Annotated in this window: 24 protein-coding genes and 1 pseudogene; 17 read left to right on the top strand and 8 right to left on the bottom strand. The window is 68.5% G+C overall.

What is annotated here, in order from left to right:
• The 3 genes from A9X00_RS26140 to A9X00_RS26130 form a co-directional block, all read left to right on the top strand.
• Nucleotides 1-539: TetR/AcrR family transcriptional regulator (locus tag A9X00_RS26140; RefSeq protein ID WP_067160249.1), on the top strand; the 539-nt coding region annotated here is incomplete at its 5' end.
• A gap of 155 nt (nt 540-694) precedes the next feature.
• Nucleotides 695-2,467: an NAD(P)/FAD-dependent oxidoreductase gene (locus tag A9X00_RS26135; RefSeq protein WP_067160229.1), complete on the top strand. Its 1,773-nt coding sequence runs from the start codon at nt 695-697 to the stop codon at nt 2,465-2,467.
• Entirely contained in the window at nt 2,464-4,113 is a 1,650-nt protein-coding gene (locus A9X00_RS26130; RefSeq protein ID WP_082975534.1) for an NAD(P)/FAD-dependent oxidoreductase, read from the top strand. The genes A9X00_RS26135 and A9X00_RS26130 overlap by 4 nt, the downstream gene beginning before the upstream one ends.
• Nucleotides 4,114-4,518: 405 nt before the next feature.
• Here the strand turns inward: A9X00_RS26130 and A9X00_RS32415 are convergent.
• Nucleotides 4,519-4,710: pseudogene (locus A9X00_RS32415) on the bottom strand (MerR family transcriptional regulator); the annotation flags it as partial.
• A gap of 77 nt (nt 4,711-4,787) precedes the next feature.
• On the opposite strand from A9X00_RS32415, the gene A9X00_RS26120 reads away from it, so the two are divergent.
• The gene (locus A9X00_RS26120; RefSeq protein WP_082975533.1) at nt 4,788-6,068 is read left to right on the top strand and encodes a cytochrome P450; all 1,281 of its coding nucleotides are present in this window, start codon (nt 4,788-4,790) and stop codon (nt 6,066-6,068) included.
• Nucleotides 6,069-6,075: 7 nt separating this feature from the next.
• On the opposite strand, the gene A9X00_RS26115 is transcribed toward A9X00_RS26120, so the two are convergent.
• Nucleotides 6,076-7,476, bottom strand: a complete 1,401-nt coding sequence (locus A9X00_RS26115) for a DUF2252 domain-containing protein (RefSeq protein WP_067160222.1) — start codon at nt 7,474-7,476, stop codon at nt 6,076-6,078.
• A gap of 144 nt (nt 7,477-7,620) precedes the next feature.
• On the opposite strand from A9X00_RS26115, the gene A9X00_RS26110 reads away from it, so the two are divergent.
• Together A9X00_RS26110 and A9X00_RS26105 are read left to right on the top strand one after the other, a co-directional pair.
• On the top strand, nt 7,621-8,700 hold the full coding sequence (locus tag A9X00_RS26110; RefSeq protein WP_082975532.1) for a sulfate ABC transporter substrate-binding protein: 1,080 nt from the start codon (nt 7,621-7,623) through the stop codon (nt 8,698-8,700).
• Between the two features lie 19 nt (nt 8,701-8,719).
• The gene (locus A9X00_RS26105) at nt 8,720-10,459 is read left to right on the top strand and encodes a SulP family inorganic anion transporter (protein WP_067160219.1); all 1,740 of its coding nucleotides are present in this window, start codon (nt 8,720-8,722) and stop codon (nt 10,457-10,459) included.
• A gap of 3 nt (nt 10,460-10,462) precedes the next feature.
• On the opposite strand, the gene A9X00_RS26100 is transcribed toward A9X00_RS26105, so the two are convergent.
• Together A9X00_RS26100 and A9X00_RS26095 are read right to left on the bottom strand one after the other, a co-directional pair.
• A complete protein-coding gene (locus tag A9X00_RS26100) occupies nt 10,463-11,302 on the bottom strand; it encodes an SDR family oxidoreductase (RefSeq protein WP_082975531.1) in 840 nt (279 codons plus the stop codon).
• Nucleotides 11,303-11,356: 54 nt separating this feature from the next.
• Nucleotides 11,357-12,673, bottom strand: a complete 1,317-nt coding sequence (locus A9X00_RS26095; protein ID WP_082975530.1) for a sodium:proton exchanger — start codon at nt 12,671-12,673, stop codon at nt 11,357-11,359.
• A 317-nt stretch (nt 12,674-12,990) separates the two neighbouring features.
• On the opposite strand from A9X00_RS26095, the gene A9X00_RS26090 reads away from it, so the two are divergent.
• Nucleotides 12,991-13,587 carry a bifunctional 2-polyprenyl-6-hydroxyphenol methylase/3-demethylubiquinol 3-O-methyltransferase UbiG gene (locus A9X00_RS26090; protein ID WP_067160238.1) on the top strand — a complete coding sequence of 199 codons (597 nt, stop codon included), beginning with the start codon at nt 12,991-12,993 and terminating at the stop codon, nt 13,585-13,587.
• On the opposite strand, the gene A9X00_RS26085 is transcribed toward A9X00_RS26090, so the two are convergent.
• Together A9X00_RS26085 and A9X00_RS26080 are read right to left on the bottom strand one after the other, a co-directional pair.
• The gene (locus A9X00_RS26085) at nt 13,584-14,402 is read right to left on the bottom strand and encodes an SDR family NAD(P)-dependent oxidoreductase (RefSeq protein ID WP_067160213.1); all 819 of its coding nucleotides are present in this window, start codon (nt 14,400-14,402) and stop codon (nt 13,584-13,586) included. The two genes, A9X00_RS26090 and A9X00_RS26085, sit on opposite strands and share 4 nt — an antisense overlap.
• The gene (locus A9X00_RS26080) at nt 14,403-14,816 is read right to left on the bottom strand and encodes a nuclear transport factor 2 family protein (RefSeq protein WP_067160210.1); all 414 of its coding nucleotides are present in this window, start codon (nt 14,814-14,816) and stop codon (nt 14,403-14,405) included.
• A 193-nt stretch (nt 14,817-15,009) separates the two neighbouring features.
• Here A9X00_RS26080 and A9X00_RS26075 point away from each other — a divergent pair, with 193 nt between their 5' ends.
• From A9X00_RS26075 to A9X00_RS26060, 4 genes are read left to right on the top strand one after another with little or no spacing between them, the layout of a single operon-like run.
• A complete protein-coding gene (locus A9X00_RS26075) occupies nt 15,010-15,870 on the top strand; it encodes an IclR family transcriptional regulator (RefSeq protein WP_067160207.1) in 861 nt (286 codons plus the stop codon).
• 40 nt (nt 15,871-15,910) lie between these two features.
• On the top strand, nt 15,911-17,632 hold the full coding sequence (locus A9X00_RS32640; protein ID WP_082975528.1) for a serine/threonine-protein kinase PknH/PknJ: 1,722 nt from the start codon (nt 15,911-15,913) through the stop codon (nt 17,630-17,632).
• Nucleotides 17,629-18,129 (top strand): hypothetical protein, encoded by a 501-nt coding sequence (locus A9X00_RS26065; protein WP_067160205.1) that lies wholly within the window; start codon nt 17,629-17,631, stop codon nt 18,127-18,129. The genes A9X00_RS32640 and A9X00_RS26065 overlap by 4 nt, the downstream gene beginning before the upstream one ends.
• Entirely contained in the window at nt 18,126-19,385 is a 1,260-nt protein-coding gene (locus tag A9X00_RS26060; protein WP_067160201.1) for a hypothetical protein, read from the top strand. Before A9X00_RS26065 ends, A9X00_RS26060 begins: the two co-directional genes overlap by 4 nt.
• Nucleotides 19,386-19,407: 22 nt before the next feature.
• Here the strand turns inward: A9X00_RS26060 and A9X00_RS26055 are convergent, their stop codons facing one another.
• A complete protein-coding gene (locus tag A9X00_RS26055; protein ID WP_067160198.1) occupies nt 19,408-19,980 on the bottom strand; it encodes a carboxymuconolactone decarboxylase family protein in 573 nt (190 codons plus the stop codon).
• A 131-nt stretch (nt 19,981-20,111) separates the two neighbouring features.
• Between A9X00_RS26055 and A9X00_RS26050 the strand changes: the two genes are divergently transcribed.
• The 5 genes from A9X00_RS26050 to A9X00_RS31545 all read left to right on the top strand — a co-directional run bounded on the left by A9X00_RS26050 (nt 20,112) and on the right by A9X00_RS31545 (nt 24,544).
• Nucleotides 20,112-21,068 carry a LysR family transcriptional regulator gene (locus A9X00_RS26050; RefSeq protein ID WP_067160195.1) on the top strand — a complete coding sequence of 319 codons (957 nt, stop codon included), beginning with the start codon at nt 20,112-20,114 and terminating at the stop codon, nt 21,066-21,068.
• A 92-nt stretch (nt 21,069-21,160) separates the two neighbouring features.
• The gene (locus A9X00_RS26045; RefSeq protein WP_067160192.1) at nt 21,161-22,567 is read left to right on the top strand and encodes an MmgE/PrpD family protein; all 1,407 of its coding nucleotides are present in this window, start codon (nt 21,161-21,163) and stop codon (nt 22,565-22,567) included.
• 47 nt (nt 22,568-22,614) lie between these two features.
• Entirely contained in the window at nt 22,615-23,379 is a 765-nt protein-coding gene (locus tag A9X00_RS26040; RefSeq protein ID WP_067160189.1) for a DUF2127 domain-containing protein, read from the top strand.
• Nucleotides 23,380-24,225 (top strand): SDR family oxidoreductase, encoded by an 846-nt coding sequence (locus tag A9X00_RS26035; RefSeq protein ID WP_067160186.1) that lies wholly within the window; start codon nt 23,380-23,382, stop codon nt 24,223-24,225. It begins immediately after the preceding gene.
• Between the two features lie 154 nt (nt 24,226-24,379).
• Nucleotides 24,380-24,544: a hypothetical protein gene (locus A9X00_RS31545; RefSeq protein WP_197515280.1), complete on the top strand. Its 165-nt coding sequence runs from the start codon at nt 24,380-24,382 to the stop codon at nt 24,542-24,544.
• A 16-nt stretch (nt 24,545-24,560) separates the two neighbouring features.
• Here A9X00_RS31545 and A9X00_RS26030 read toward each other — a convergent pair whose 3' ends face one another.
• The gene (locus A9X00_RS26030; RefSeq protein WP_232006940.1) at nt 24,561-25,151 is read right to left on the bottom strand and encodes a CGNR zinc finger domain-containing protein; all 591 of its coding nucleotides are present in this window, start codon (nt 25,149-25,151) and stop codon (nt 24,561-24,563) included.
• An 85-nt stretch (nt 25,152-25,236) separates the two neighbouring features.
• Here A9X00_RS26030 and A9X00_RS26025 point away from each other — a divergent pair, with 85 nt between their 5' ends.
• A complete protein-coding gene (locus A9X00_RS26025; protein WP_067160184.1) occupies nt 25,237-25,929 on the top strand; it encodes an SDR family oxidoreductase in 693 nt (230 codons plus the stop codon).
• Nucleotides 25,930-26,077 lie beyond the last annotated feature (148 nt).

Here is a 26,077-nt window from a genome sequence, read left to right as displayed (position 1 = left end):
GCCAGCGGATCATCGTTGCCACCATGCGGTGCGTGGCCAGGGTCGGGTACGCACGCGCGACCATCCGCGAGATCGCCCGCACGGCCGACGTCACCAGCGCCAGCCTGTACAACTACTTCCCCAACAAGGCGGAGTTGATCAAGGCCGCCGTCGCGGCGAGAACCGAGGTCGCGTTGCCGCGGCTGCGCGAGGCGGCCGGGCGCCCCGGTGACGTCGTTGACCGGATCGACGCGGTGCTCGACGAATCGGGCCGGTTGATGCGCGAATACCCCGACCTGGCGGCTTTCGAGTGGGCGATCCGCGCCGAGGGCGCGATCGATCCCGGGGCGCCCGACGCAGGCTTTCAGGCGTTCCGCGAGATCATCGAGGGCATCGTCGGGGGCGCGGGCAAGCCGGGCTCGGTGGAGGCGATCTATTCGCTGATCTACGGCCTGACCGAGCTGGCGGCCACGCTGCCGCCAGACGAGTACCACGCGGCGCTGGGCTCGGCCAAGCGACTGGTCAGGGGCACGTTGCTGCGCGGCGGCCGGAGTTCATAGCGGGCGGGAGCGCCGAGACTGCAACCAGCGCGTGGTTCGGCCAAAATTTCGCGCGCTGAGCGCAGGCTCGATGCGGGAACCCATCCCGCGCCATTGATATGATCAAATGATTGATTATATAGTCGGCGGGGGTTCGCGATGAGGAAGCCGATGCCGTGACCGAGACCGTTGATGTGACGTTCGACGTCGACGCGCTGCGCCGCAAGTACGCCGAAGAGCGGGCCCGGCGACTGCGCCCGGACGGGATCGCGCAGTACGTGGCGACGGCGGGTGCCTTCGCGCGATTCGCCGACGACCCATGGGTGGACGGAACGTTCACCCGCGAGCCGCTCACCGACGAGGTCGACGTCGCGGTCATCGGCGCCGGTTTCGGCGGACTGCTGACGGGCGCGCGGCTGCGCGAGCTCGGCGTCGAAAGCGTGCGGTTGATCGACAGGGCGGCCGACGTGGGCGGCACCTGGTACTGGAACCGGTACCCGGGGATCGCCTGTGACGTCGAAAGCTATGTGTACATGCCGCTATTGGAGGAGCTCGGCTACATTCCGGCGGACAAGTACGCCAGGGGTTCGGAGATCTTCGCCCACTGTCAGCGCATCGCCGAGCATTACGACCTCTACCGCGACGCGTGCCTGCGCACCGACGTGCATGAGATCCGTTGGGAGCCAACGACGTCCCGCTGGATCATCCGGACCAACCACCGGGACGAGATGCGGGCCAAGTTCGTCTCCATGGCCAACGGCTACCAGGCCAAGCCCAAGCTGCCCGGGATCGCCGGCCTCGGCAGTTTCCGCGGGCCGACGTTCCACACCAGCCGGTGGGACTACCGCTACACCGGCGAACAGCTGGAGAACCTGGCGACAAAGCGCGTCGGGATCATCGGTACCGGCGCCACGGCGATCCAGTGCGTGCCGCACCTCGCCGCGGCGGCGGGACATCTCTACGTCTTCCAGCGCACGCCGTCCTCCGTCGACGTGCGAGCCAATCGGCCGACGGATCCGCAGTGGGCCAACGCATTACAGCCGGGCTGGCAGTCGCAGCGCATCCGCAACTTCCAGATCCTGACGGCCGGCGGCCAGGCCGAGGAGGATCTCGTCGCCGACGCCTGGACGAGCATCACCCGCAAACTTCCCGTCATGCGGCAGGGCGGGGGCCCGGCCCCGAACATCGAACTGGCCGACTTCGCCAAGATGGAGGAGATTCGGACGCGCGTCGATGCGATCGTGGCCGATCCCGCGACCGCCGAGGCGCTCAAGCCGTGGTACGGCTACTTCTGCAAGCGGCCGTGTTTCCACGACGAGTATCTGCAGACCTTCAACCGCGACAACGTCACGCTGGTCGACACCCGCGGTCGCGGGGTCGAGCGCATCGGTGAGGCCGGCGTGGTCGTCGACGGAGCGACGTACGAGCTCGACTGCCTCATCTTCGCGACGGGTTTCGAGGTCGGCACCGACTACTGCCGGCGCACCGGGTTCGAGCTGATCGGCCGCGACGGCGTGACGCTGACTGACGCGTGGCGCGACGGCGTGCGCACGTTCCAGGGCCTGTGCGCCAACGGCTTTCCGAACTGCTTCATCGAAAGCATCGCCCAGGCGGGGCTCACGGTGAACTTCCCCTACCTGCTGGACGTGCAGGCCAGCCACGCCGCGTGGATCATCGCGTGGGCGCTGGAGCGCGGCGTCACCGAGATCGAGGCGTCGCGCGAGGCCGAATCCGCGTGGGTCGACCTGGTGGTGGCCCGCTCGACGGCGACCGCCGAGCGGGCCAGGACCTGCACCCCGGGCTACTACAACCGGGAAGGCAAGGCGGACGCCAAGACTCGGCAGGGCAGCTTCTTCATCGGGGCACCGACCGAGTACGCGGACCTGCTGCAGGCGTGGCGGGCGAACGGCGACCTCGAGGGGTACGAGGTCCTAAAGGCTGGGCCGTGACGAGCCGAGGGGCCCGTCGACGGTATGCGGTCGGCCGGCTGCGGGCGGCGAGGCGCCGCCGGCGCCCGCCCAGGGTGGCGATCATCGGGGCCGGCTTCGGCGGCCTCGGCGCGGCGGTGGCGCGGCGCCGCGCCGGGATCGACGGCCTGGTGATCATCGAGGCCGACGACGGGGTCGGCGGCACCTGGCGCCGCAACACCTATCCCGGCGCCGCCTGCGACATCCAGAGCCACCTGTACTCATTTTCCTTCGCGACCAACAAGTCCTGGAGCCGCACCTACGCCCGTCAGCCCGAGATCCTGGCCTACCTCGAGTCGGTGGCCGACGACTTCGACCTGCGCCGGCATCTCATGCTCGGCACGAAAGTGCGTTCGGTCCACTGGAATTCCGACGCGTGCTGCTGGGACTGCGAACTGGACCGCGCGGGACAGGCCGAGACGCTGAGCGCCGACGTCGTCGTCTGCGCCGTCGGATTGTTCGGATCGCCGAAGCGTCCCGACATCGCGGGGCTCACCGACTTCGGCGGCTCGCTGATGCACACCGCGCAGTGGGATCACGGTGTCGAGCTGGCCGGCAAAAAGGTGGCGGTGATCGGCACCGGCGCCAGCGGGGTGCAGGTGGTCCCGGAGCTCGCGAAGACCGCCGAACGCGTGACGGTGTTCCAGCGGACGCCGCCGTGGATGGTGCCCAAGGACGACCGGCCGTACAGCGCGGCGGAATTGGCGCGCTTCCGTCGTGATCCCCTGGCCGCGCGCCGCGCGCGTTGGCAGATCTGGAAATTCCAGCACGACAACACCGCCACCTTCGCCGACGACCCGGTGGTCGCCGCGCGTACGCACGTCGCGACGTCGTTCCTGGAGCGCACCGTGGCCGACGGGCGGCTGCGCCGCGCGCTGACGCCGGACTATCCGTTCCGCTGCAAGCGGGTGCTGCTGGGCGACGAGTATTACCGCGCGCTGCAGGCGGACAACGTCGAGCTGGTCACCGATGCCGTCGCGCGGGTTACCGAGACGTCGGTGCTGACCGCGGGCGGCCGGGCCGTCGACGTCGACGCGATCGTGCTGGCCACCGGCTTCGAGACGTCGCGCTACCTGTCGGGCATCGACGTGGTCGGCGCCGGCGGCCGGCGGCTGCACGAGCGCTGGGGCGCCGATCCGAGCGCCTATCTGGGGGTGGCCGTCGCGGGCTTCCCCAACTTCTTCATGCTCTACGGCCCCAACACCAACCAGGGCGGCAACTCGATCGTCTACATCCTGGAGGCGGGCGCGCGGCTGGTGGCCAGCGCCGTCAGCCGGGTGGCGCGCCGGGGCGGCTACGTCGATGTGCGCCCGGAGGCCGAAAGGCGCTACAACGAAGCCCTTTCCGCGGATCTCGAGCGCACCGTGTGGACCCAGTGCGACAGCTACTTCCGTTCTCCCACCGGCCGCATCGTCACCCAATGGCCCTATACCGAACTGGAATACGCGCGGCGCACCTGGCGGCTGCGGTCGCGCGATTGGTCGCACCGCTCAAGGGGTGCTTCGCCGCTTCCGAGGCCTCCTCGGCACGTCGATCTTGGCGGCTTCCTCGGTGGCGATCCGGCCCGCCACGTTGTCTATCGCCCTGCGGAACGCCTGCATGCCGAGACCGATTCCCAGGGACCGTAATTGGACGGTCTTCTCGGCGATCGCGGGCCAGTCGTCGATGGGCAGCCCGGCGTGCAGGAATGGCTCCCAGATCTGCTCGCGATAGAGGTCGACGAACGCCTGCATGCTTGCGATCTGATGGTTGGTCATGTGGGTCAGCGCCCAGGCAACCTTGTCCAAGGGCAGGCCGACCGCGACGAGCTGCTCGACGTAGTCGAACGTGCGCGTGTCGGTGATGACGAGCAGCTCGTCGTTTACCACGTCGATCAACCCGCAGCCGGCCAAGTGCTGCTCCGCGTCGGGACCGAACCGTTCGGCCAGGTCGACGCGTTTCATCTCCATCGATCCGGTGAGGTTGGCGGGGCCGAGCGCTTGCGAGGTCAGCCGGCGTAACTCGGGCGCGGATTCGCCGGACTGGTCCAGGACTCGCCGGATGACATCGAGTGGAAACCCTTGTGCTCGAAGCGATTTGATGCGATCGATGTGCGAGATGTGGTCGTCGTTGTATATCCCGATCCGGCCGCGCCGCTCGGGCGGTGGGAGCAACCCGTTCGTTTGCCACTCGCGAATGTTCCGCGCCGTCATATCGACGCGGCGCGCGAGTTCGTCGATTGTCATGTCCACGGCGACGACCCTTGTCGATTACGGAAAGTTACGTTACGGTCCAGTGCGTAACTATACAGGTTAGGTGATCGATGGCGCTCACTGACGGGGTTCGCTTCACCGGCTCGGCGGCGCGCACGCTGGCCGGCGCCGCATTGGCCAACGCCGTGGGCGCCCGCCGGCGCTTGCCGCTCGATGCGGACATCACCGCCTACGATCCGCTGGATGCGGCGACGGCGGCCCAGCCACACGAGGCCTATCGCCGGCTGCACGCCAGCGCCCGGGTGCAGTACAACCCGAAGCGCAGCGTGTTCGTCCTGAGCCGGTTGGACGACGTCCGGGCGGCCGCCCGTGACGACGCCAAACTGTCCAGTGCCGACGGGCCCATGCTGACCCGGATACGTACCCCGATCCTGGTTTCGCTCGACGGCGAAGCGCACGCCCGGCAGCGCCGTCAGGTGTTGCCGGCCTTCACCAAGGCGGCGCTGGACAGCTGGCGTCCCATCATCGACAGGCTCGCCGCGGAGACGGTCCACGACGTCCTGGCCAACCCGGGGTGCGACGTGGTGCAGCGACTGGCGATCCCGATGCCGGTGCGTCTCATTGCCCAGTTGCTCGGCGTCCCCGACACCGACGTCGACGATTTTCGGCGGTGGTCCGAAGCGTCGGTTCAGATCACCGACATCGACCTCACGGCACGCGGCGCCCGCAAGCTGGCGGGCTCGGTGCGGGGTTCGTGGGCGATGCACCGCTATTTCACGCGGCAGTTCGCCGTCGGCGGCCTGAAGGGTTCCGACACCATCCTGGGACGGCTGCTGGCCGAGAACGAGGCCGGCTCCCTGCCCGACCGCGAGCTGTTCTACTTCGCGATGCTGCTGCTGCTGGCCGGCAACGAGACCACCACCAACCTGCTGGGCGGCATGTTCGACACCCTGGCCGCCCACCCCGACCAGTATGACCTCCTACGCGCCGATCCCGACTTGATACCGATGGCGGTCGAGGAGTTGCTGCGCTATCTGTCGCCGGCGCAGAACGTGTATCGGACCGCGCTCAGCGACTACCGGGTCGGCGACACCACCATTCCTGCGGGTTCGCGGATCATGCTCTCGATCGGCGCGGCCAATCGGGATCCGCGCGCGTTCGACGAACCCGACGCGTTCCTGGTAACGCGAAACCCTAGCCAGCACATGACGTTTGGGTTCGGCGCTCACCTGTGCATCGGAGCGCAGTTGACACGCATGGAGGCCCAGGCGGTGCTGCGTGAGCTGACGACACACGTCAGCCGGATTTCCGTGGTCGGCACGCCACAATGGTCCACCAACAGTCTGCTGCGCGGACCGACGCGCCTGGCGGTCCGTCTGACGCCCGCGTGAGGCGTTCTCAATGGGCGGGGTCCGCGGCCACCTCGATGTCGCCGGACGCGGCCGCCGCGCGCAGTTGATGGAAGTCGTCGAGCGACTTGTCGGCGTACGCATAGGACCACTCGGCGACCGCCTCGTGCAACGTGTCACCGGTGCCCGCATACCCGCGCAGTATCGACGCGTTGGCGCTCTGCGAGTGCGCGCGCGCCAGCAGCACCGCGCACGCACTGACGTATTCGCCAAACGTGGAGGGGGACATGCCTTCGGTTTCGACGGAGCCCTTCATGTCGTGGAATTGACGGACGTAGTAGTCGCGGCCGTCCTTGCGCGTCGTGCCCAGGAACACGTCCGACATCGCCTGCAGGATCTGCTGGCCGTCGATGACGCGCACGCCCTGGCCGCTCGCCTCGACGGCCGCGTTGAGGCTCTCCGGTTGGGCCCAACGGCCGTACTCGTCGAGCACCGATCGGGTGGCCTCCTTGATCTGCAGGATCAGCGGCGTGCCGTCGGGCCCCACCAGGATGACCAGGTAGCACCGGGTGCCGACGCTGCCGACGCCAACCACGCGCAGCGCGACGTCGGTCATGCGGAAGTGGGACAGCAGCAGCGCAACGTCGGCCGGCACGGCGGTCAGGTACTCCTGAACCGCCTCCACCAACGGCCCTTCGGTCTCCTCGTCGACATGCTGGAGGACCGGGGGCGCCTCCCGCAGGCGCGGGGTTCCGTCGGGCCCAATCTCGGTGATCCGCTTGAAGACTCGCGCCGAGGTACGGGTCCGCGCCCGGGATATCGTTTTTTCGATCACCGCCTGCAGGCCCTTGGACACTTTCCCGGTGTAGTGCTCCGGTTCCACCCGCAGGTAGTAGCGGTCCAGAACGTTCATCTCCTCGAGCATCGCCTCCAGGCTGGTCTGGTAGCGCACCAGCGCCTCCTCGACGCAGCGGCGGATCGCCTTGGCCGGGTATCCGGCGTGGCGGCCCCCGACGATCGCGCTGGTGATCAGCCGTTTGACATCCCATTCGGCGGGTGCGACCGCGGCCTCGTCAAAGTCGTTGAGGTCGAACACTATCGAGCGATCCGGCGCGGCATACACGCCGAAATTCGAGACGTGTGCGTCACCGCAGCACATGATCTCGATCCCGCTCGTCGGGCTTGCGGCGAGGTCGGCGGCCATGACCGCCGCCGAGCCGCGATAGAACGAGAACGGGTCGGTGAGCATCCGGGCAAAACGCAGCGGGACGAGCTGGGGCAGCCGGCCGGCGTTTTGCTCGACCAGGATTTCCGTGGCGGTCCGCGAAGACGGGATCAACTGCGCCAGGGAACGCCGGGGGACGGTCTTCCGCAGCGCCCGACCGCGCGCCACGTCCTGGTCGGGTACTTCGAGTTCGATCAGGCGGTCACGCAACGCCCGTTGCGGCATCTGCTCAGCATAGGTACGGGACGCGTTTGCAGTTAGCTTCAGGGTGATTCTCAACGCTGTGCCGAAGTGGCCCGATCGTTAACATTCTCGAAAGTATTGGTGCCGGGCGGAATCGTCCGGCGTTTGCTGTGAGAGGACGCCTGGATGTTGAAAGCGCGTCCCACGTTCGAGCGTTTCCGCCCCCGGTTGCGCATCGGCTGGCTCAACGTCGTCGGTGTGGTAGCCGTCGTCCTGGCCGCGACCGCAATCGTCGTCAAGAACGCTCCCGGCGCCGGAACCAACCAAATCCTCAACGTCTCCTACGACCCGACGCGTGAGCTGTACGCGGCGATCGACAAGGCCTTCGTCCCGCAATATCGCGCGCACACCGGAATCAGCTTGGACATCAAGGAGTCTCACGGTGGTTCGGGCCGCCAGCTGCGCAGCGTCCTCGACGGCAGCCAGAAGGCCAGCGTGGTGTCGCTGGCGCTGATCAGCGACGTCGAGACGCTGAGCAAACGGGGGCTCATCGCCCCCGACTGGCAACGGCGGCTGCCGCACGACTCGGTGCCGTACACGTCGACCATCGTCTTCGTCGTCCGCAAGGGCAATCCCAAGGCCATCCACGACTGGCCCGACTTGGTCAAGGGCGACGTGTCCGTGGTGACCCCCAACCCGCGCAGCTCGGGCAACGGCCAGCTCAGCGTCCTCGCGGCCTGGGGCTCGGTCACCACCCGGGGTGGCAGCCGCGCCCAGGCGACCGACTATGTGCGCTCGCTGTTGCACCACGTGGCGGTCTCCGACGCCGGGGCGCGCGGTGCCGGCGACAGCTTCACGCTGGCTAAGATCGGCGACGTTCAGCTGACCTGGGAGAACGAGGCACTGCGCGAGGTCGCCGCCAACAAAGACGAACTGCAGCTGGTTTATCCACCGGTCAGCATCCTTGCCGAACCCGCCGTGGCCTGGGTCGACGCAAACGTCACCGAGCCGAAGACGGCGACCTACGCCAAGGCCTACCTCGACTACTTGTTCACCGACGCCGCGCAAGAGCAGGTGGCGCAGTACGGATACCGCCCCTTCAAGCCGGAAATCCTGGCCAGACATGCCGACCGGCTGCCCCCGCTGGCGCTGTTCCCGATCACCGCCATCGCCAAGGACTGGAGCGACGCGCGCGAGCAGTTCTTCGGCACCAACGGAATCCTCGACTCGATCTCCGCGCCGCCGGGTGCGGCGTCGGTGACCTAACGGAAAGACCGAACGCACCGTGGGCTTGGCGCTGAATTACGACCTGGTGAAGGGCCGGCACGATCTGATCGCCGGCCTGACCGTCGCCGCCATCTCGTTCCCCCAGGCGATGGCGTATGCGCTGATCGCCGGAGTGGACCCGAGGTTCGGGGTCTACTCGGCGATCGTCGTGACGATCGTCGCCTCGATCTTCGGCTCGTCGTCGCATTTGATCAACGGGCCGACGAGCGCCATCTCGCTGCTGGTCTTCGGCGCCCTGGCGTTCATCGATTCGGAGAACAGCACCCAACTCTTCGAGGGCTTGTTCCTGCTGGCCGTGCTGGTCGGCGGATTCCAGATCGTGATCAGCCTGTTCAAGCTCGGCAACCTGACCCGCTACATCTCGGAGTCGGTGATCATCGGCTTCATGGCGGCCGCGGCGTTTCTGCTCGCCGCCGGGCAGTTGGGCAACGCACTCGGCGTGCGCGACAAGGGAAACGGGCACATGCAGGTCTTGCGCCGGGTATGGCTCACCCTCACCCGCGGCGACGCGATCAACTACCGTGCCTTGACGCTCAGCGTCGCCGCGGTGGTGCTGGCGGTCGCGCTGCGCAAGCTGGTGCAGCGCTACGGGTGGCCGCAGGTCGACATGCTCGTCGTGCTGATCGTCACCGCGCTGATCGCCTATCTGGCCGGGTGGTCGATTCCGGGCGCCAACGGACATACCGCGGTCGCGGTGGCCGCGAAGATCCCGCGCAGCCTGCCCACCCCGCACATCCCGGAGGTCCACACCGACTGGCTGCCCGAGCTGTCATCTGGCGCTTTGGCGATCGCGTTCGTCGGCATCATCGAGGCGCTGTCGATCGCCAAAGCCATTGCCTACGAAACAAAACAGGAGATCGACTACAACCGGCAGATCATGGCCGAAGGCCTGGCAAACATCACCGGCGGCTTCTTCCAGAGCCTGCCGGGCTCGGGATCGCTGTCGCGGTCGGCGATCAATTTCCAGTCCGGCGGGTTGACCCGGTTCTCCGGGATCGTCTCGGCGGCAACGGTTGCCGCGGCGCTGCTGTTGTTCGCGCCCCTGTTGCGCTATGTGCCCCAGGCGGCGCTGGCCGGGCTGCTGCTCGTCACGGCCGCCCGGCTCATCGACTTCAAGCGCCTGATATACACGCTCAAGGCGTCGCGCTATGACGCCGGCCTGGTGCTCGTCACCGCGTTCACGGGAGTGGCCATCGATCTTGACAAGTCGGTCCTGCTTGGGGTTATCCTGTCGATCCTGCTGTTCGTGCCCCGCGCGGCGAAGCTGAAGGCCAAAGAGCTGATCGTGACTCCCGAACGCGTTGTCCGCGAACGCATCCCGGGTGATCCGGCCGATCCGTCGATAGTCATCTACGACGTGGAAGGCGAGCTGTTCTTCGGCGCCGCTCCGGAATTGGACCGCTATCTGGCGGAGATCAGGCAGCGGATCGAGAGCGACGACATCCGGTTCGTGGTGCTGCGGCTCAAACGGGTGCGCCATCCCGACGTCGTCTGCATCGAGCGCATCGAGCACTTCCTGCGCGACGAGGCGTCGCGCGGTGTCACCGTGCTGCTCGCCGGCGTGCGCGCCGATACGCTCGCGCTACTGAAAAACGTTGGCTTCCAAGGCTGGTTCCCGGCGGAGCACGTGTTCCCCGAGGAGGACGAGGAATACTCCGCGACGCTCAAAGCGGTGCGCTACGCGCACAACGGGCTGGCGGAACCCGCCCCGCCCGCCGACCTGTACTACCTGGTCTGAGCGTCAGCCCTGCACCGCGGCCGCCCTGGCCCGCTCGGTCATCGACGCGACCACGCCGCCGTCGTTCAGGATGTCCGTCCCGGTGAGGTAACCGGCCTTGTCGCTGGCGCAGAACGCGAGTAGCTCTGCCATCTCCTCGGGCTTGCCCCAGCGCGGTACGGCGGCGTCGGAGACCATGGCGCCGGCCCCCGCCCGCTCCTCCAGCCGGCCCATCTCGGTATCGGTCGACCCCGGCGAGACGGAGACGATGCGCAGCCCGCGCGCATTGAATCGCTCCGCCTGTGCCTGGCTGTACCACTTGACGAACGTCTTGCTCAGCGCGTAGGCGAGGCCCGACCGGGCCTGCTCGGGCGCGATTTCGCAGGCCGCCAGCATGGCGCCCATGAAGGCCTCGGGGTCTTCGAGGGCCAGCGGAAATTGGTGCGTCGGAACGATTTCCGCGGGGAGCATGTACGCCGACATGGACGCCACGTTGACGATCACCGCGCCCTCACCGGCCGCCGAGTAAAACGCCTCGTCGACGTTGACCGTGCCGACCGCGTTGGTCCGCATGACATAGTCGGCAGGCCCCATGCTGGGACTCACCCCGGCGGTGTGGATGACCGAGGCGAGGGTCCCGAGCTCGCTTGCGGTGTCGAGCAGGTCGGTGACCGCGCCCCGGTCGGTGACATCGCAGTTGACCGCCGTGGGAGTCATCCCGAGGCTCTCCAGGGCCGCGACCGCGTCGTTCAGGCGGTCCTGCCGCACGTCGCAGAGGACCAGGGAGTGGTCGCGGCCAACGATTTTGGCCGTGGCCAGACCCATGCCGCCGGCGCCACCCGTGATTACCGACACTCGATTCATACGTGGACCGTATACGTTCCGCGGCTTTCGACCGGCGGCCGGGTTATTCCCGCGCTACCTCGGCAGTGCGGGGCCGTCCACCTCGTGATGGGGGTGGCCGGTGTGGCGGATCGCCCGGCCGACGAACGGCGCCCGGAACGTGGCAACCAGGTGGCCGCGGTTGACGATCAGGCCGACGACCGCTACCGCGGTGTAGACACCGCAGAGCAGCAGCCGCTCCTGCGTCGACACCAACGGGAACTGGACGAAGAACAACGCCAGCAGCGCGCCCGCTGCGAACCGCCCGAAACGCAGCCCCAGGATCAGCGCCACGCCCATCAGCGTCTGGGTGGCCGTCAGCAGCACCTCCTCGACCTGGCGGGAGTCGAGCGCCAGCGAGAACCCGCCGCCGCCGAGCACGTGGGCCACCGGCAACGATCCGATCAGCAACGTCCACTGGTTGACCTTGGAGGAGATCAGCGTGGCGATCGCCGCGGTTCCCTTGCCGCGGGAGGCGAAGATGACCGCGATGATGAACTCGGGGGCCTCGGATGCCAGGGGAGCGAGCCACTGGACGAGCAGGAACCGGTCGATGCCGAGTTCGGCGCCGGCCGCGACGAGGTTGTCGGCGAACGGCTTGGCGCACAGCAGGATCACGGCGCCCGACGCCGCGAAGAGCCCGATGACGGCGACGCGCCGGACGCGATCGGGCAGCTCCCCGAGCGCGGCCGCGGTGCCGACGAGGTCGGGTTCCTCCACGTCGCCGTGGCCGATCTTGTAGAGGTAAAAGCCGAACCAGGCGAGCAGCGCCAGCCCCAGCGCCATGTGGATCTGCCTAGTCGCCGGCATCACGAATGCGGCGATGCCGGCGATCAGCAGGAAGCCGAGTTCGACGCGATTGGCGGGCTCCAGCGCCACCGCGGCGGACTTGGGCGCGGAACCGCCCGCGGCCGCCCTTCGCGCGACGACGATGCTCACCAGCACCACGACCGGCCAGCCGAGCCCCATCAGCAGCCGGTTGGACCCGGTCATGTTGGCGGCGGCGTACTGGGTGTAATCCGGATCGTGCCCGGACACGTAGGCGTAGTAGAGGTCGACGGCGTATTCGGGCAGCACCGCCACCAGCGCGAGCACGGCGATCGCCAGCCCGCCGGAGACGTCGATCTGCGCGGCCTCGGCGGCCCACGCCAGCAGGAAGCTGGCCGCGACCACCGCGGCCCCGTAGGTCAGCAGGGCCGTAACCGGGTCCAGGTGCAGCCCGATGATTCGGATGACCACCGCCGGGGCGATAAAGATCGTGGTGATCAGCGCCGAACGGGTCAGGGTGAACCGCCACGCGCGCGATGTCGTCGCGACCGTGGCAGCGGGCCTCTCTGTGGCCAGCATCGTCATCCTTCAACTCGAAGAGGGGTGCCGATCATTTGGTGAGTGCTTTGGCTCGCATGCCGTGGCGAACTGCCCCCAAACGTACCCGCGAAACCGCCGGCCAGCAACGCGACCGGAGGGGTGAAGCGGGAGCACGACGGGTTCAGTCTTCGCTGGCCACACCGGCTAGAGGCGAAAGTTCGGGTCGGCTGATCTGAAACTTTGGCAAACCTTTCGGGCGTTGTGGTGCCGTTTTGAGTTGCCCACGCCACGACGTGCGTGCCTTGGGCCACGGATGTATCAACGGTTGCACAGATAGCTCGATTAACTTCGGGGGAGTGCACTTGGCCGGGCAGCCGTGGAACATCAACATCCATTACGACGCGTTGCTGGAGTCCAAGGTTCCTCGCGGAGCCCGGCGAGTGCTCGACGTCGGGTGCGGCGACGGGTTCCTCGCCGCCCGACTGGCACGGCGCGTACCGGATGTGACCGCGCTGGACGCCGACGGACCCGTGCTGCAACGCGCCCGGGTCCGGTTTGCCGCGGTGCCCGTGCGGTGGTTGGAGGGCGACGTCATGACCGCCGACCTTCCGCGGGCGGGCTTCGACTCCGTGGTGTCCAACGCTGCGCTGCACCACATCGACGACACCCGAGCGGCACTGCAACGTCTCGCCGGTCTGGTGGGTCCACGGGGCACCCTCGCCGTGGTCACCTTCGTTAGACCCGCACTCCGAAACGGATTGTGGCACTTGACAAGTTGGTTGGCATGCGGCGTTGCCAACCGTATCAGGGGCAAGTGGGAACACACCGCTCCGATCAAGTGGCCGCCCGCCGCAACCCTCCAAGAGCTGCGAGACGATGCCCGGACAGCGTTGCCCGGCGCGAAGGTGCGGCGGCTGCTCTACGGCCGGGTGCTGATCTCGTGGCGCGCTCCCGGCTAGCCCGGCGGGCCCATCGCCGCGGCCGCGGCCTGCGCGAAGAGTTCGACGGTCTGCTTGCGGGTCATCGAGCTCGTCAGCTGCTCGGCGGCGCGCATGACATCGCCGACGAACCAGGTCGGGCCGTTCGCGAGGTTGTCGAACGCCTCCGCGATCACGTCGTCCACGGAGGCGGCGCCGGGCGGTGTCTCGTCGGGCGAACCGATCTGGCCGCGGCTGTGTTCGAGCGCACGCAGCGCCGGCGTGTCGGTCTTGCCGAGAATGAGCCCCACCACGTCGACGCCTTTGTCGTGCAACTCGGCCCACAGCGCCTCGGCGAAGACCATGTCGAACGCCTTCGACGCGCCGTAGGCGACCATGTTCGCCCCGCCGGCCAGCCCGGCGCCGGAGGAGAAGATGACGATGCCGCCGCTGCCCCGCTCGACCATGGCGGGCGCGAAGTGGTGGCACAACTGCATCGGCACCATGCAGTTGCGTTGCACCATCGCCTCGGCGGCCTCGATCGGGTTGGCAAGGAACGGCTGATAATTCGGGTCGGCGCCGGCGCAGTACACGAGGAAACCGATCTCCAGGTCGCTGGTGGCCGCGGCGATCGCCGACGCGGCGCCCGGCTGTGCGAGGTCGATCGCGAGGGTGCGCGTTTCGACCGGGTGCTTGGAAGCGATCTCCGCCGCAACGGCATCCAGCACGGATTGGCGGCGCGCCAGCAGCACCACGTTGACACCGCGCTCGGCGAGCCCCGCGGCGAACGCGGCGCCCAGACCGTCGGAGGCGCCGGCGACCAGCGCCCAGGGACCGTACTTGGTTGCGAATGTCATCTAAGGGCTCCCCACTGTGGCCACCCGCACCACGGTGAATCGCCGCCGCGCGATGCGCCAACCGTCGGCGGTCCGGACGATGTCGTCGTCGTAGAAGCCGATCCCGTTGGCGCCGGATTGGTTGTCGGCGAACATGATCAGGGCATCGACATAGGTGCGAGCCGTGGCCTTGTCGCCGTCGAGCGTGATGACCTGGTTGGTCAACCGGTGCAGCGTATGCCCCGCCAGGGCGTGTGTCTTCTCCATGAAGTCCGTGACTTCGTCGACGCCGCTCCACGCGCCGATCTCGCCGTAGTCGAGTTGGCAGTTCTCGGTGAACACCGTTCGAAACAGCGGCCAGTCGCGTCGGTCGATCCCGGTCGCGTAACGAACTAGCAGATCCGAAATTTGTTGTCGGTCGGCGTTTTCGGTCATCAGGCGTCTCCATTCGGGTGGACAACGATGCGTGGTGGGCCGTCGGATCTGTGCGCCAGCTGGGCGCAACGCATCTTCTCGCTTGCGTTCTCGAATACTCGATATAAACTCTCGAATGATCGCTGTAACCATATGAATCCCGCCGCAGAGGAGTCAAGAAATTCGCGGATCGCCGTCGGCGCCGACCGTCCGTGTGCTCGACGTCGTCGAACTCCTGGCCCGATCCCCGGACACGCCGCTGCGCTTCTCCGACGTCGTGCGCGAGCTGGATCTCACCCAGGCGACGGCGCACGCGATCCTGAAGACGCTGTGCGACCGGGGCTGGGTCAGCCGCGACCCCGTCGCGAAGACGTTTACCCTGGGCCCGGCGCTGGCCGTGGTGGCCGCGCGCACCGACACCGCGCGCCCCCTTGCTCATGCCGCCCGCTCCGCCGCGCTGCGACTCTCCGGCGAAGTCGGCTACGCCGGTTCGGTGGTCGAGCGATTCGGTGATTCGCTGGTGGTGACGGCCTTCGAGGGTGACCCCGCGACGCAGCCGGCGGGAATCCCGGGTGATCGGATCCCGTACGCCCCGCCGTTCGGCGTCGCGCTCGCCGCCTGGGACGGCGAGGAGGAACAACGGGCGTGGATTCGTCGCGGCGCTGGCGACAACACCGATCGCGTCGAGCGCCTCGAACGCGTCCTCGAGCACACCCGGCAACGCGGGTTCGACGTCGACTGGACGACGCCCGCGCTGGCACAGGCCGTCCAGGCGGTCGGCGGGCTGGATCACCACGAGATGCCGACTCCGGTGCGCCACATCCTGGACCAGCTACTCGCCGAGTTCACCACCATCGGCTTCCTCTCCGACGACAACCCCGGCCGCCGCAAGCAACCCGTGGTCACGATCGCCGCACCGGTTTTCGACCACCGTGGACAAGCCGACCTGATGCTCGCGGTGCATCCGCTGTGCCCGCTGAGCGCGAGGCAGATCCGGCTCATCGGCGAGAAGCTCACCGACGAAACGGCGGCGATCACACGATCGCAACGGCATGCGGTGGGTCGCACCGTCTAAGTTGGCCATACGGATAGGGGGGTGACCGTAGGGTGTTCGGGTGCTGACAAGCGGGTCAGTGGTGTGCGGGTACCGCATCGAGCGAGTGCTGGGCGCCGGCGGGATGGGCACGGTGTACCTGGCGGCCGACCCGAGCCTGCCGCGCCAGACCGCGCTGAAAGTGCTCTCGGCCGAACTGTCGCGGGATCCCGATTTTCGGGCCCGCTTCATTCGCGAGGCCGACATGGCGGCCTCGCTGGAGCACCCCCAGATCGTGTCGGTCTACAACCGCGGGCAGACCGAGGACGGCCAGCTGTGGATTGCAATGCAGTTCGTCGACGGCACCGACGCCGACGCCGCGCTGCGCGAGGGGACCATGGCCCCGCAGCGGGCCGTCCACATCATCGCCGAGGTCGCCAAGGCGCTCGACTTCGCCCACGCCCACAACGTGGTGCACCGCGACATCAAACCGGGCAACTTCCTGCTGTCGGGCCCGGTCGGCCCCGACGAGCGAGTCCTGCTGGGCGACTTCGGAATTGCCCGCGCCTTTGACGACGTCGGGCTGACGGCCACCGGCTCGGTGATGGCCACCGTCGCCTACGCGGCGCCCGAGGTGCTGTCCGACGCGCCGATCGACGGCCGCGTCGACATCTACTCGCTGGGTTGCGCCCTGTTCCGGTTGCTGACCGGCCAGACACCCTTCCCGGCCACGAACGGCGCGGCGGCGGTGATGATGGCGCACCTGTTCAGCCCGCCACCGCGGGTGACCCACGCGGTGCCGTCGTTGCCGGACACGCTGGACCGGGTGATCGCCATCGCGATGGCCAAGGACCCGGCGGCCCGGTTCGGTTCGGCGGGGGAGCTCGCCGACGCGGCCGCCGGCGCGCTGCGCGACTCCACGCGTCATGCGCCCCTGCCGCCCATACCCAGCGGTCAGGTCGGCCCGTACCCCGTGCACTCCCCGGCGCCGGCCTGGTGGCAGCACAGCGGACAGCGCACCATGGCGCCGGATGCCCGCGCGCGACCGCCGCGGCGCCGGCGCCGTTGGGGCGTGATAGGCGCCGCGGCGGCCGCCATCGGGCTGATCGCGGCCGCGACGGTCACCGTGGTGGCCTGGCCCGATCGCAGGGACGGGGGCCCGGGCGCCGACCCCGGCGCGCCGACGCCCGGATCGGTCTCGGCATCCGCGCAGGGGCCACCGGCCACCAATGTCGCCGCCGCCCAGTTGCGCCCGATCCTGCTGACGGCCGCGCAGATTCCGAGCGGAACGAACGGCGGCCCCCTGGTTCTGGAACACGACGGCACCTCCTTGTCGGACGACTCCGCGAGTCTCGACAACCCGCAGTGCGCCGGGGCGTGGGCACCCGCGCAGCAATCGGCGTACGGCGCGAGCGGTTACACCGGCGTGGCGGTGCAGGACCTGCGCGCCCTGAACGAAACGGCGTGGCAGGACAGCGTCACCCAGGCCGCCATCGCGTTTGCCCCCGACAAGGCGGGGCCGTCCTACGTCACCCAGCGGGGGCAGTGGGCCCTGTGCGGCGGCAAGACCGTCACGGTGACCGCGCCGGGCACGCCCGGTCAGGCGTGGGACTTCGCCCAGCCGACCACCACCTCCGGCGTGCTGGTGCTGGCGGCCACCCTGCGCGGAGGCGGCGCCTCCTGTCAGCACGGCATGCAGGTGCGCGGCAACGTGATCATCGACATCCGGCAATGCCGCTCCACCGGTGGCCCCGACGTCGCCTCGCTGGTCACCGCGACTTCCGCCAGGGTGCCCCGCCAATGAGGTGGGCAACGCGGGGCGGGTCGGCGTCGGCGTGGGCCAAAGCGGCGTCCGCGCTGGGCGTCGCCGCCATGGCCGCCCTCGCCGCCGCCTGCTCCGTCGTCACCGGCGGCACCCCGGTGCTCCCCCACACCACCACGTCCGTAGTGGCGGGGACGACCAATGGCCCCGCGACACCGCCACCCCCGACGACCGAGTCCGCCGAAGACCAGATCCGCCAGACCGTCATGGCGTTTCAAGACGCCTACAACACCCAGAATTGGACCGCCTACACCGAATTGATGTGTTCGGCGATGCGCGTCGAATTCACCGGTTCGGTAATGGATTACCTCAAGAAGGGCCGCGCCCAGAACGGTCTCACCACCGTCAAGATCACCTCGGTCGCGATCACCGGTGATACCGCCACCGCGACAATGGACGCGCAGAACGAGGCGTTGGGTTCCGCCTCGGTGAGCTTGCCGCTCAAACTCGAAGACGGCTGGAAGATCTGCAAACCATGACAGGCCCAGTGCCACAGGCGAAATGGGTCGCCCTTGCGGCGCTGCTCGCCGCCGTACTGGTGGCCTGCCAGCACACGACCGCGGGCACCGCGCGGCAAGCATCACCGCCGGGATCAAACCCGTCGTCTTCGGTGAATCCCTCGTTGCTCGACCCGGGGAACTATCCGACCGCTCCGTTGCCCCCGCTCGGCAACGCCGGTTCGGAGGATGCTGGCCGCCTTGTCGAGGGCCGCCGCATGGCCGCTTTTGTCGTCGGGCCGTGGCAGGCCGACCCGTCCCTTACCACACCGGGATCCAACAGCTCGGCAACCGTGATCAAAGACTTCGACCAACTCTCCAAAGTCGTCTGGACACCAATCACGGGCGGCGCCTTCAACCTTCCCTTCGTGGTCGGATTCGTGTCCGAGCGCCAGACCCCGGGGCCCAGCCCGCAGATGTCTCTGCGCAATGCCGTCCTGCGGTTCGCCAACCCCGCCAGCGCCGCCTCGGCCGCCCAGGGCATGCACGCCAAAGCGATGGCCATGCCCCGCCTTCCCAGTGCCACGCCCATCGTCACCGAGCCCGAACAAGCCATCCCCATCCCGGGCCATCCCGACGCTGCCGCCACACTGCTGGCCTTCCAGGACGGCGCACAGACGGTGCGCGAACTGTCGGTGTTCACCGCGCACGGACCCTACGTCCTCGTTCAAGTCGCGCGCTGCGGCAATGGACCGGACTGCGAAACACCGCTGGCCGCCCGCGCCATCGACCTGCAAATACCGCTGATCGACACGTTTCGGCCCACCGACGCCAACCAGTTTCCCGCGCTTCCACTGGACCCGACCGGTCTCGTCGCCCGCACCCTGCCGCTACCGGCCGACCAGGCGACCCCGATGTCCGGTGCCGCCTACGAGACGGCCGGAGCCCTGCAGCTGGAGGACGACCCGGTTCAAGTCGGGCCGGCCCTGACGGCCGCCGGCGTGGACTACGTGTCCGTCAACATGACCACCCTCTACCAAGCGAAGGGCCCGGCCGACGCTCAGACGCTTGCCGACGCCTACGGGGAGATCGTGGCGAAAACACCGGCGGCACAGGCGGCTTCGTCGGTACCCGGTCTGCCCCAGAGCCACTGCACCCGCGTCGCCGGGGCCAACGGGCTCGTACCGCGGTATTGGTGCCTGGCCGCGTCGGGGCGATACACCATCAAAACCGTTGCCCGGCAACTCGACAGCGCACAACGCCAGATGGCCGCCCAGTACCGGATCCTGGCCGGGTAGCTGTGATCCGGCCGGACAGGCGCTACGTCTCCTCGCGGCCGGGGACTCCCGCGTCGAAGGCGTTGAGCGTGACGGCAACCATCGAGAAGCAGCCCACCAGGAAAACGATCTCGGCGGCCCCCTGCTCGCCGAACCGCGCGACGGCAGCTCGATAGGTGGTCTCGGGCAGGACACCGCCGCGGTTGAGCGCGGCCGCCATGTCGTAGGCGACGCGTTCGTCGTCGCTCAGCCCGGCGGGGCGCTCACCGGCGGCGATGGTGGCGATCTTGTCGTCGGAAAGCCCCGCGCGGCGTGCGAAGTACTCATGGCCGTAGATCTCGTAGCGCGCCCCGAACTTCGCGGCGGTGACCAGAATGACCAATTGATGAACGCTGCCGGGCAGCAGTGCATGCTCCCATAGCGATCTGTTGAACGCCCAAGCAGACGAACCGAATTGAGGAAAATGGAGCCAACCGTTGAACGGACCGACCAGCGCGCCGTCGTCGCGGTATGCGACGAGTTCGCCGAAGCCGCTGTCGATTACGGCGCGCATGTCGGCGTACAGGTCTTGCTGTGCGGCGGTCAAACCGCTCGGCGGCAACAGCGGAAGTCGCACCGGCCCCTCCCCAGGTGATCGCGGTTCGTTTAGCCCAGCCAATCCCCGGAACGCTGGCGCGTCCACGACGGGCTTTCGATCAGTGCTAAGGCACGCTTCCTACCGCAGGTAGAGGCACATAGGCTCGTCTTATGGAACTGCGGCAGCTGGGCTATTTCGTGGCGGTTGCCGAGGAGTTGCACTTCGGCCGGGCCGCCAAGCGGAAACACATTTCGGGACCCGCTCTCTCGCAACAGATCATCGCCCTCGAACGCGAGTTGGGGGCCGAGCTGTTCGCGCGAGACCGGCGCAGCGTCCGGCTGACGGAAGCCGGACGCACCCTGCTGCCGGACGCGCGGAGGATATTGGCGCTGGCCGACGACGCCAAGCACCGACTGCAGCTGGCGGCGGCCCAGAGCACGCCGGTGCGGCTGGGCTACGTCAGCTGGCTGCCCGACGACATCAACAGCCTGGTTTGGCCCGAGGTGGCATTGCGAGTCGACGAATGGGTGTTGCCGTCGCACGCGCAGGCCGACCGCGTGGCGGAGGGCACGCTCGATATCGCGCTTGCGTGGGTGACCGCCGAGCAGGTCAAGCAGCGCGGGCTGACGGCGCACCTGCTGCGCGCCGAACCCCTGCAGGCCGTGCTGCCCGGCGTTGGCTCACCGGAACCGATTGCCGCGCAACGGGTCAAGGTCCTCACCGACGCCGACGAGTCGGCATGGTCGTCGTGGAATCGGTTCGCCGAGGAGTTCGCCGCCCACACGGGGGCGCGGATCGTCAGGATCGACGACGGCGGCGTCACCGGTGACGCCTTCTACGCGCACGTGCGCAGGATCGGCGCCCCCGTGCTGGCGTCACCGAAGCGGCATACCGCGGTCATCCCGCCCAGCCTGGGCCAGCGACCCGTCGGCGCGCCGATACCCGTGTGGACGTGGTCGTTGTTGCACCGCCAAGACGATGATCGGGCCGGCGTGCGTGGGCTGGTGGACGCGCTGCTGACGACAGCGCGCGGCCGCGGTTGGCTCGCGCCGCCCACCGATCGGTGGTGGGCTCCAGCCGACGACCCGCACCGCGATGCCCTCGCCTCGGGCACCGAACTGCGGTAGGAACCCCCGCCGAGCAGTGGTAAGAGATCGATCCTGGACTTCCGTGTCGTTGCCGCGCTTCTGTGGAGGTAACGACGGGAGGACGAAAACCCATGGCACATAACTACGTTGTCGACGAGCTTGCCGACTTCGTCGTAGGCGCACGGCAGGAGGACCTCAGCGGGCAAACCCGGGCCTTGCTGAAACGCAACGTGCTGGACAGCGCCGCCTGCGCCGTCGGCTCGCTGGACGGCGAGCTGATCGCCACGATCCGCGAACACACCGACCAGTTCAGCGGCGTCCCCACCGCGACACTCGTCGGTGGCGGCCGGGCCTCGGTCGACCAGGCGGCGTTCTTCAACGCGGTGCTGGTGCGCTACCCCGATCTGCTCGACACCTATCTGACGGTGGGCGGACTGTGCCATCCCGCCGACAACTTCGGTGCGATCCTGGCGGTGGCCGAACATGTCAACGCCACCGGGGCCGATTTCCTGCTGGCGCTCGCGGTCGCCTACGAGATCCAATGCCGGTTCAGCGCCCAGGTTCCCGTGATGGCGCGCGGGCTCAATCACGCACTGCAGCTGGCGATGTCGGTCGCGGCGGGATCGGCCAAACTGTTGGGGCTCGACGCCGAGCAAACCGCCAACGCGATTGCCGCCGCCACCGCCGACAACGTGTCACTCGCGGCCGTGCACGCCGAACCGGTTTCGAACTGGAAGGGCATCTCGCCCGCGATCACCGGCATGCGCGCCGTGTACACGACGATGTTGGCCGGCCGCGGCGTCACCGGACCCAAGGCGCTGTTCGAAGGCCCGCACGGCCTGGTGCAGCTCTTCGACCAGCCCATCGACTTCCACACCGACGACCGCGCGCTCGCCTGCGTCGAACAGACCTACCTGAAGCAGTACTGCTCACTTATCCACGGGCAGGCCATCATTGACGCGGTCTTGGCAATCCGCGGCGACAACGGCCTGCGGGGCGACGACGTCGCGCGGGTGACCGTCGAGGTCTTCCAGGGCGCCTACGACTTCGCCGGCGGGGGAGAGTACGGCGCCAAGGATCACCCGCTGACCAAGGAGCAGGCCGACTACAACCTGAAATATCTCAGCGCGGTGGCGCTGCTCGACGGGGGCGTCGGTCCCGGACAGATCGAGACGGAACGCCTGTCGCGCGGCGACGTTCAGGACCTGCTGGCCCGGGTCGACGTCAAGCCCGCGCCCGACCTGACCGCGGCCTACCCGCACCGCACCGCCGCCCGCGTGCACGTGGTCATGCGCGACGGGCGGGAATTCAGCCGCGAGCAGAGCGATTACGAGGGATCGCCCACCCGGCCGATGTCCTGGGAGCGCGTCGTCGACAAGTTCGGCTGGCTCGCGGAACCGTTCTGCGACGAGGCGCTGCGCGACGACATCGTCGCCGCCGTCGACCACCTCGACGAGATCCCCGTCGCCGAGTTCGCCGCCCTGCTCGGCGCGGTCAGCCCCAGCGCCCGGCGTTCCCGCAGCAGGGTGCGCTTCTGACAGCGCGCCCCCTTGCGTGGTTCGCTGCGGGCGTTCAATGATCGGCCATGCGCAAAGATCGCGGCATCAACCGGTGGGAACTGGTCACCTGTGCGGTGGCGGGGCACGTGACGTACGCGCCGGACGAGGAGGCGCTCGCCGAGCGGCTCAGCGGCACCACCGGGCTGGGCGAAGTCTGGCGCTGCCTGCGCTGCGGCGAATTCATTGTCGGCGAACCGCACGGCCGCGGTCACGCCGACGAAGCCCCGATGATCATGCGCGGCAAGGCTTTACGCCAGGCGATCATCATTCGTGCGCTCGCGGTCGAACGGCTCTTCCGGGCGGTGGTGATCGCGCTGGCCGCGTATGCCGTCTGGAAATTCCGCGGCGCGCGCGGGGCCATCCAGGCCACCCTGGACCGCGACCTGCCGATCTTCCGCGCGGCCGGGTTCAAGGTCGATCAGATGACGATCGTGCACGAGCTGGAAAAGGCGCTGGCCACCAAGCCCTCCACCTTGGCGCTACTGACCTTGATGCTGGTCGCCTACGCGGTGATCGAGGCCGTCGAGGGAGTCGGCCTCTGGTTGCTGAAGCGCTGGGGCGAGTACTTCGCGGTGGTGGCCACCTCGGTGTTCCTGCCATTGGAAATCCACGACCTCGCCAAGGGCATCACGATGACGCGTCTGGTCACCTTCGCGATCAACGTGGCCGCCGTGATCTACCTGCTGGTATCGAAACGGCTATTCGGCCTGCGGGGCGGTCGCAAGGCCTACGACGAGGAGCGCCGGGGTGAGCAGCTGCTCGACGTCGAGCGCGCCGCCGCCGCGACCTGAATGGGTACCTATGCGATCAGCGGATCGGCGTCCGGGATGGGCCGCGAGGCCGCGCAACGACTCCGCGCCGACGGGCACACCGTGGTCGGTGTCGACGTGAAGGACGCGGACGTGGTCGCCGACCTGTCGACCCCGCACGGCCGCGAGGCGGCCGCCGACGGCATCCTGGCGGCCTGCGGCGGCAGGCTCGAGGGCGCCGTGCTGGCCGCCGGCCTGGGCCCGAGCCGGGGCCGCGACCGGGCCCGGCTGATCGCCCAGGTCAACTACCTCGGCGTGGTGGAACTGCTCGTCGCGTTGCGCCCGGCGCTGGCCGCGGCCGAACGCGCCAAAGTCGTCGTCGTCTCCAGCAATTCCACGACGACCGTGCCCGCCGTACCCGGGCGAACCGTGCGAGCGTTGCTCGCCCACGACGCGGACAAGGCGGTGCGATCGGTGCGGCCGTTCGGGCCGGCCGCGACGACGATGATGTACGCGGCCTCGAAAATCGCCGTGGCCCGGTGGGTGCGCCGGCACGCGGTGCTGCCCGAATGGGCCGGCTCGGGCGTGCGCCTGAACGCCCTGGCGCCGGGCGCCATCATGACGCCGATGCTCCAAGAGCAGCTGTCGGACCCCAGGCAGGCGAAAGCGGTGCGGTCGTTCCCGGTGCCGGTCGGCGGTTTCGGTGAAGCCGGGCAGTTGGCCGACTGGATGCGTTTCATGCTGTCTGATTCCGCCGACTTCCTTTGCGGCAGTGTCGTTTTCGTCGACGGTGGGACCGACGCGTACTTCCGCGCCGACGACTGGCCGAAGGCCCTGCCGGCGCGCCGGCTGTTCGGTTATCTGCGGCGGTTCAGAACCAGCACGTGACGAGCGCGTCGCGCCACCGCGAGTGTGCCTGAGGCCACAACGGGGTTTTTCGCGACGTTTACCGCGGCGCGGCGCGCCCGTAAAACCGCTGGGGTGCAATTAAATGAGTCGGCGAACTGGCCGAGTGGACAAGGGACGGACAAGGACGGCAACTGTGCCAACGCTGCAGCATTGGATGAGCCAGAGCCCGACCAGCCTCGACGTGGTCACGCCGATCAAGGCACGGGCGTGTGACGCCCTGCAGGCGGTGCTGAGAAGCAGGCCGCGCCAAACGGGTTCCCACGCGCGGATCATGACGAAGGGGGTCGAGCGCTGCTGACGGCCAGCGCGCCGAACTAGCTGTTCGCGCGGTCGCGCTCGCGGCGGCGGGCCCGCGAAGCCCGCAGATTCGCGGCGTTGCCGCACGTCTTCACGTCGTGCCACACCCCGCTGTTGTTCTTCGAGCGGTCGTAAAACGTCGAGGCGCAGCCGGGGTTGTGGCATTGCTTGATCCGCCGCCAGGTGCCGTCGCGCTGGCTGAGCATGATCTCTCCCCACAGCGCCGACGCCAGCCATCGCCAGCCGGTCCCCGCGGGCTCGAGCCGTACCTCGCCGGTCTCCGACAGCGTCAAGGAGGCTGAGGCGGCGCCCGTCGGGCGTCCGGTCTGCGGTTCCCCCGAGACCAGACGCGTAATCGTGTCGCGCAGCGCGCGCAGCTTCGCCACGTCCGCGTCCCCGAGCGGCGGCGGCTGCACGTCCAGCCCGCGCACGGTCGCCCAGGTCCGCACGGCACCGGCCGCCCAGTCGCTCGCAACGGCCGCGTCGCCAAGCAGGTCCGGCCCGTAGTCCTGGATACGCACCGTGTTGAGGAAGTCCTGGACCAGGCCCAGGCCCCCGGGCGCCGGGGCGAGCTGGTACCGCTGTGATGCACGCCATTCGATAGACATATTCAAAAGATACTTGCCTATGTCGCTAGGGTCAACTATGGTGACAGAGGCAAAACGCTTTCACCTACGTCAGGGAGTGCATATCATGGTTAACATCAAAGGCTCGACGGTCGTGGTAACCGGCGGGCAGCGCGGGCTCGGCAAGGCCATCGTCGAGGAGTTCCTGCAGCGGGGCGCGGCGAAGGTGTACGCCACGGCGCGGGCGCCCAAGCCCAGCGAGGATCCGCGGGTGGTCGGCCTCGAGCTCGACGTCACCAAGCCGGATTCGGTTGCGGCGCTGGCGGCTACGGCGTCCGACGCCGACATCGTCATCAACAACGCCGGAATCATCGGTGCCTCGAAGTTGCTCGGCAGCGACATCGAGGAGGTGCGTGAGGTGTTCGAGACGAACTACTTCGGCGCCCTTCGGGTCGCCAAGGCCTTCGCCCCGATCCTGGCCGACAACGGCGGCGGAGCCCTGGTCAACACCCTTTCGATCCTGTCCTGGGTGGCCGGCTTCGGCGGCTACGGTGACTCCAAGGCGGCCCTGTGGGCGGCGACAAACTCGCTGCGCATCGAGCTCGAAAAGCAGGGAACGCTGGTCACCGGTGCGCACCTGAGCTTCACCGACACCGACATGGCCGCCGGCTTCGACGCGCCGAAGAACGACCCACGCGATGTCGCGCGACAGATCGTCGACGGCGTCGAGCGCGGCGATGCCGAGGTGCTGGCCGACGACGACACCCGGCACGTGAAGGCCGCGCTGTCCGGACCCGTCGAGGCGCTCCGGGTCGGCTAATCGCGGCAGGCCGCCGGGTCCCCCCCGCGGCCGCCGGCCGAAAGTCGTAGCTGCGCCGCCCCGGCGGGCATGTTTGGATGGCGACATGGAACCGGAACGCATTGTTAGCGCGACCCGCGTGATCTCGGCGAGCGCCGAGCGGATCTTA

It is taken from the genome of Mycobacterium sp. 1245805.9 (assembly GCF_001672915.1).
GTDB lineage: Bacteria > Actinomycetota > Actinomycetes > Mycobacteriales > Mycobacteriaceae > Mycobacterium.
This window is presented reverse-complemented; position numbering and strand designations above follow the sequence as displayed.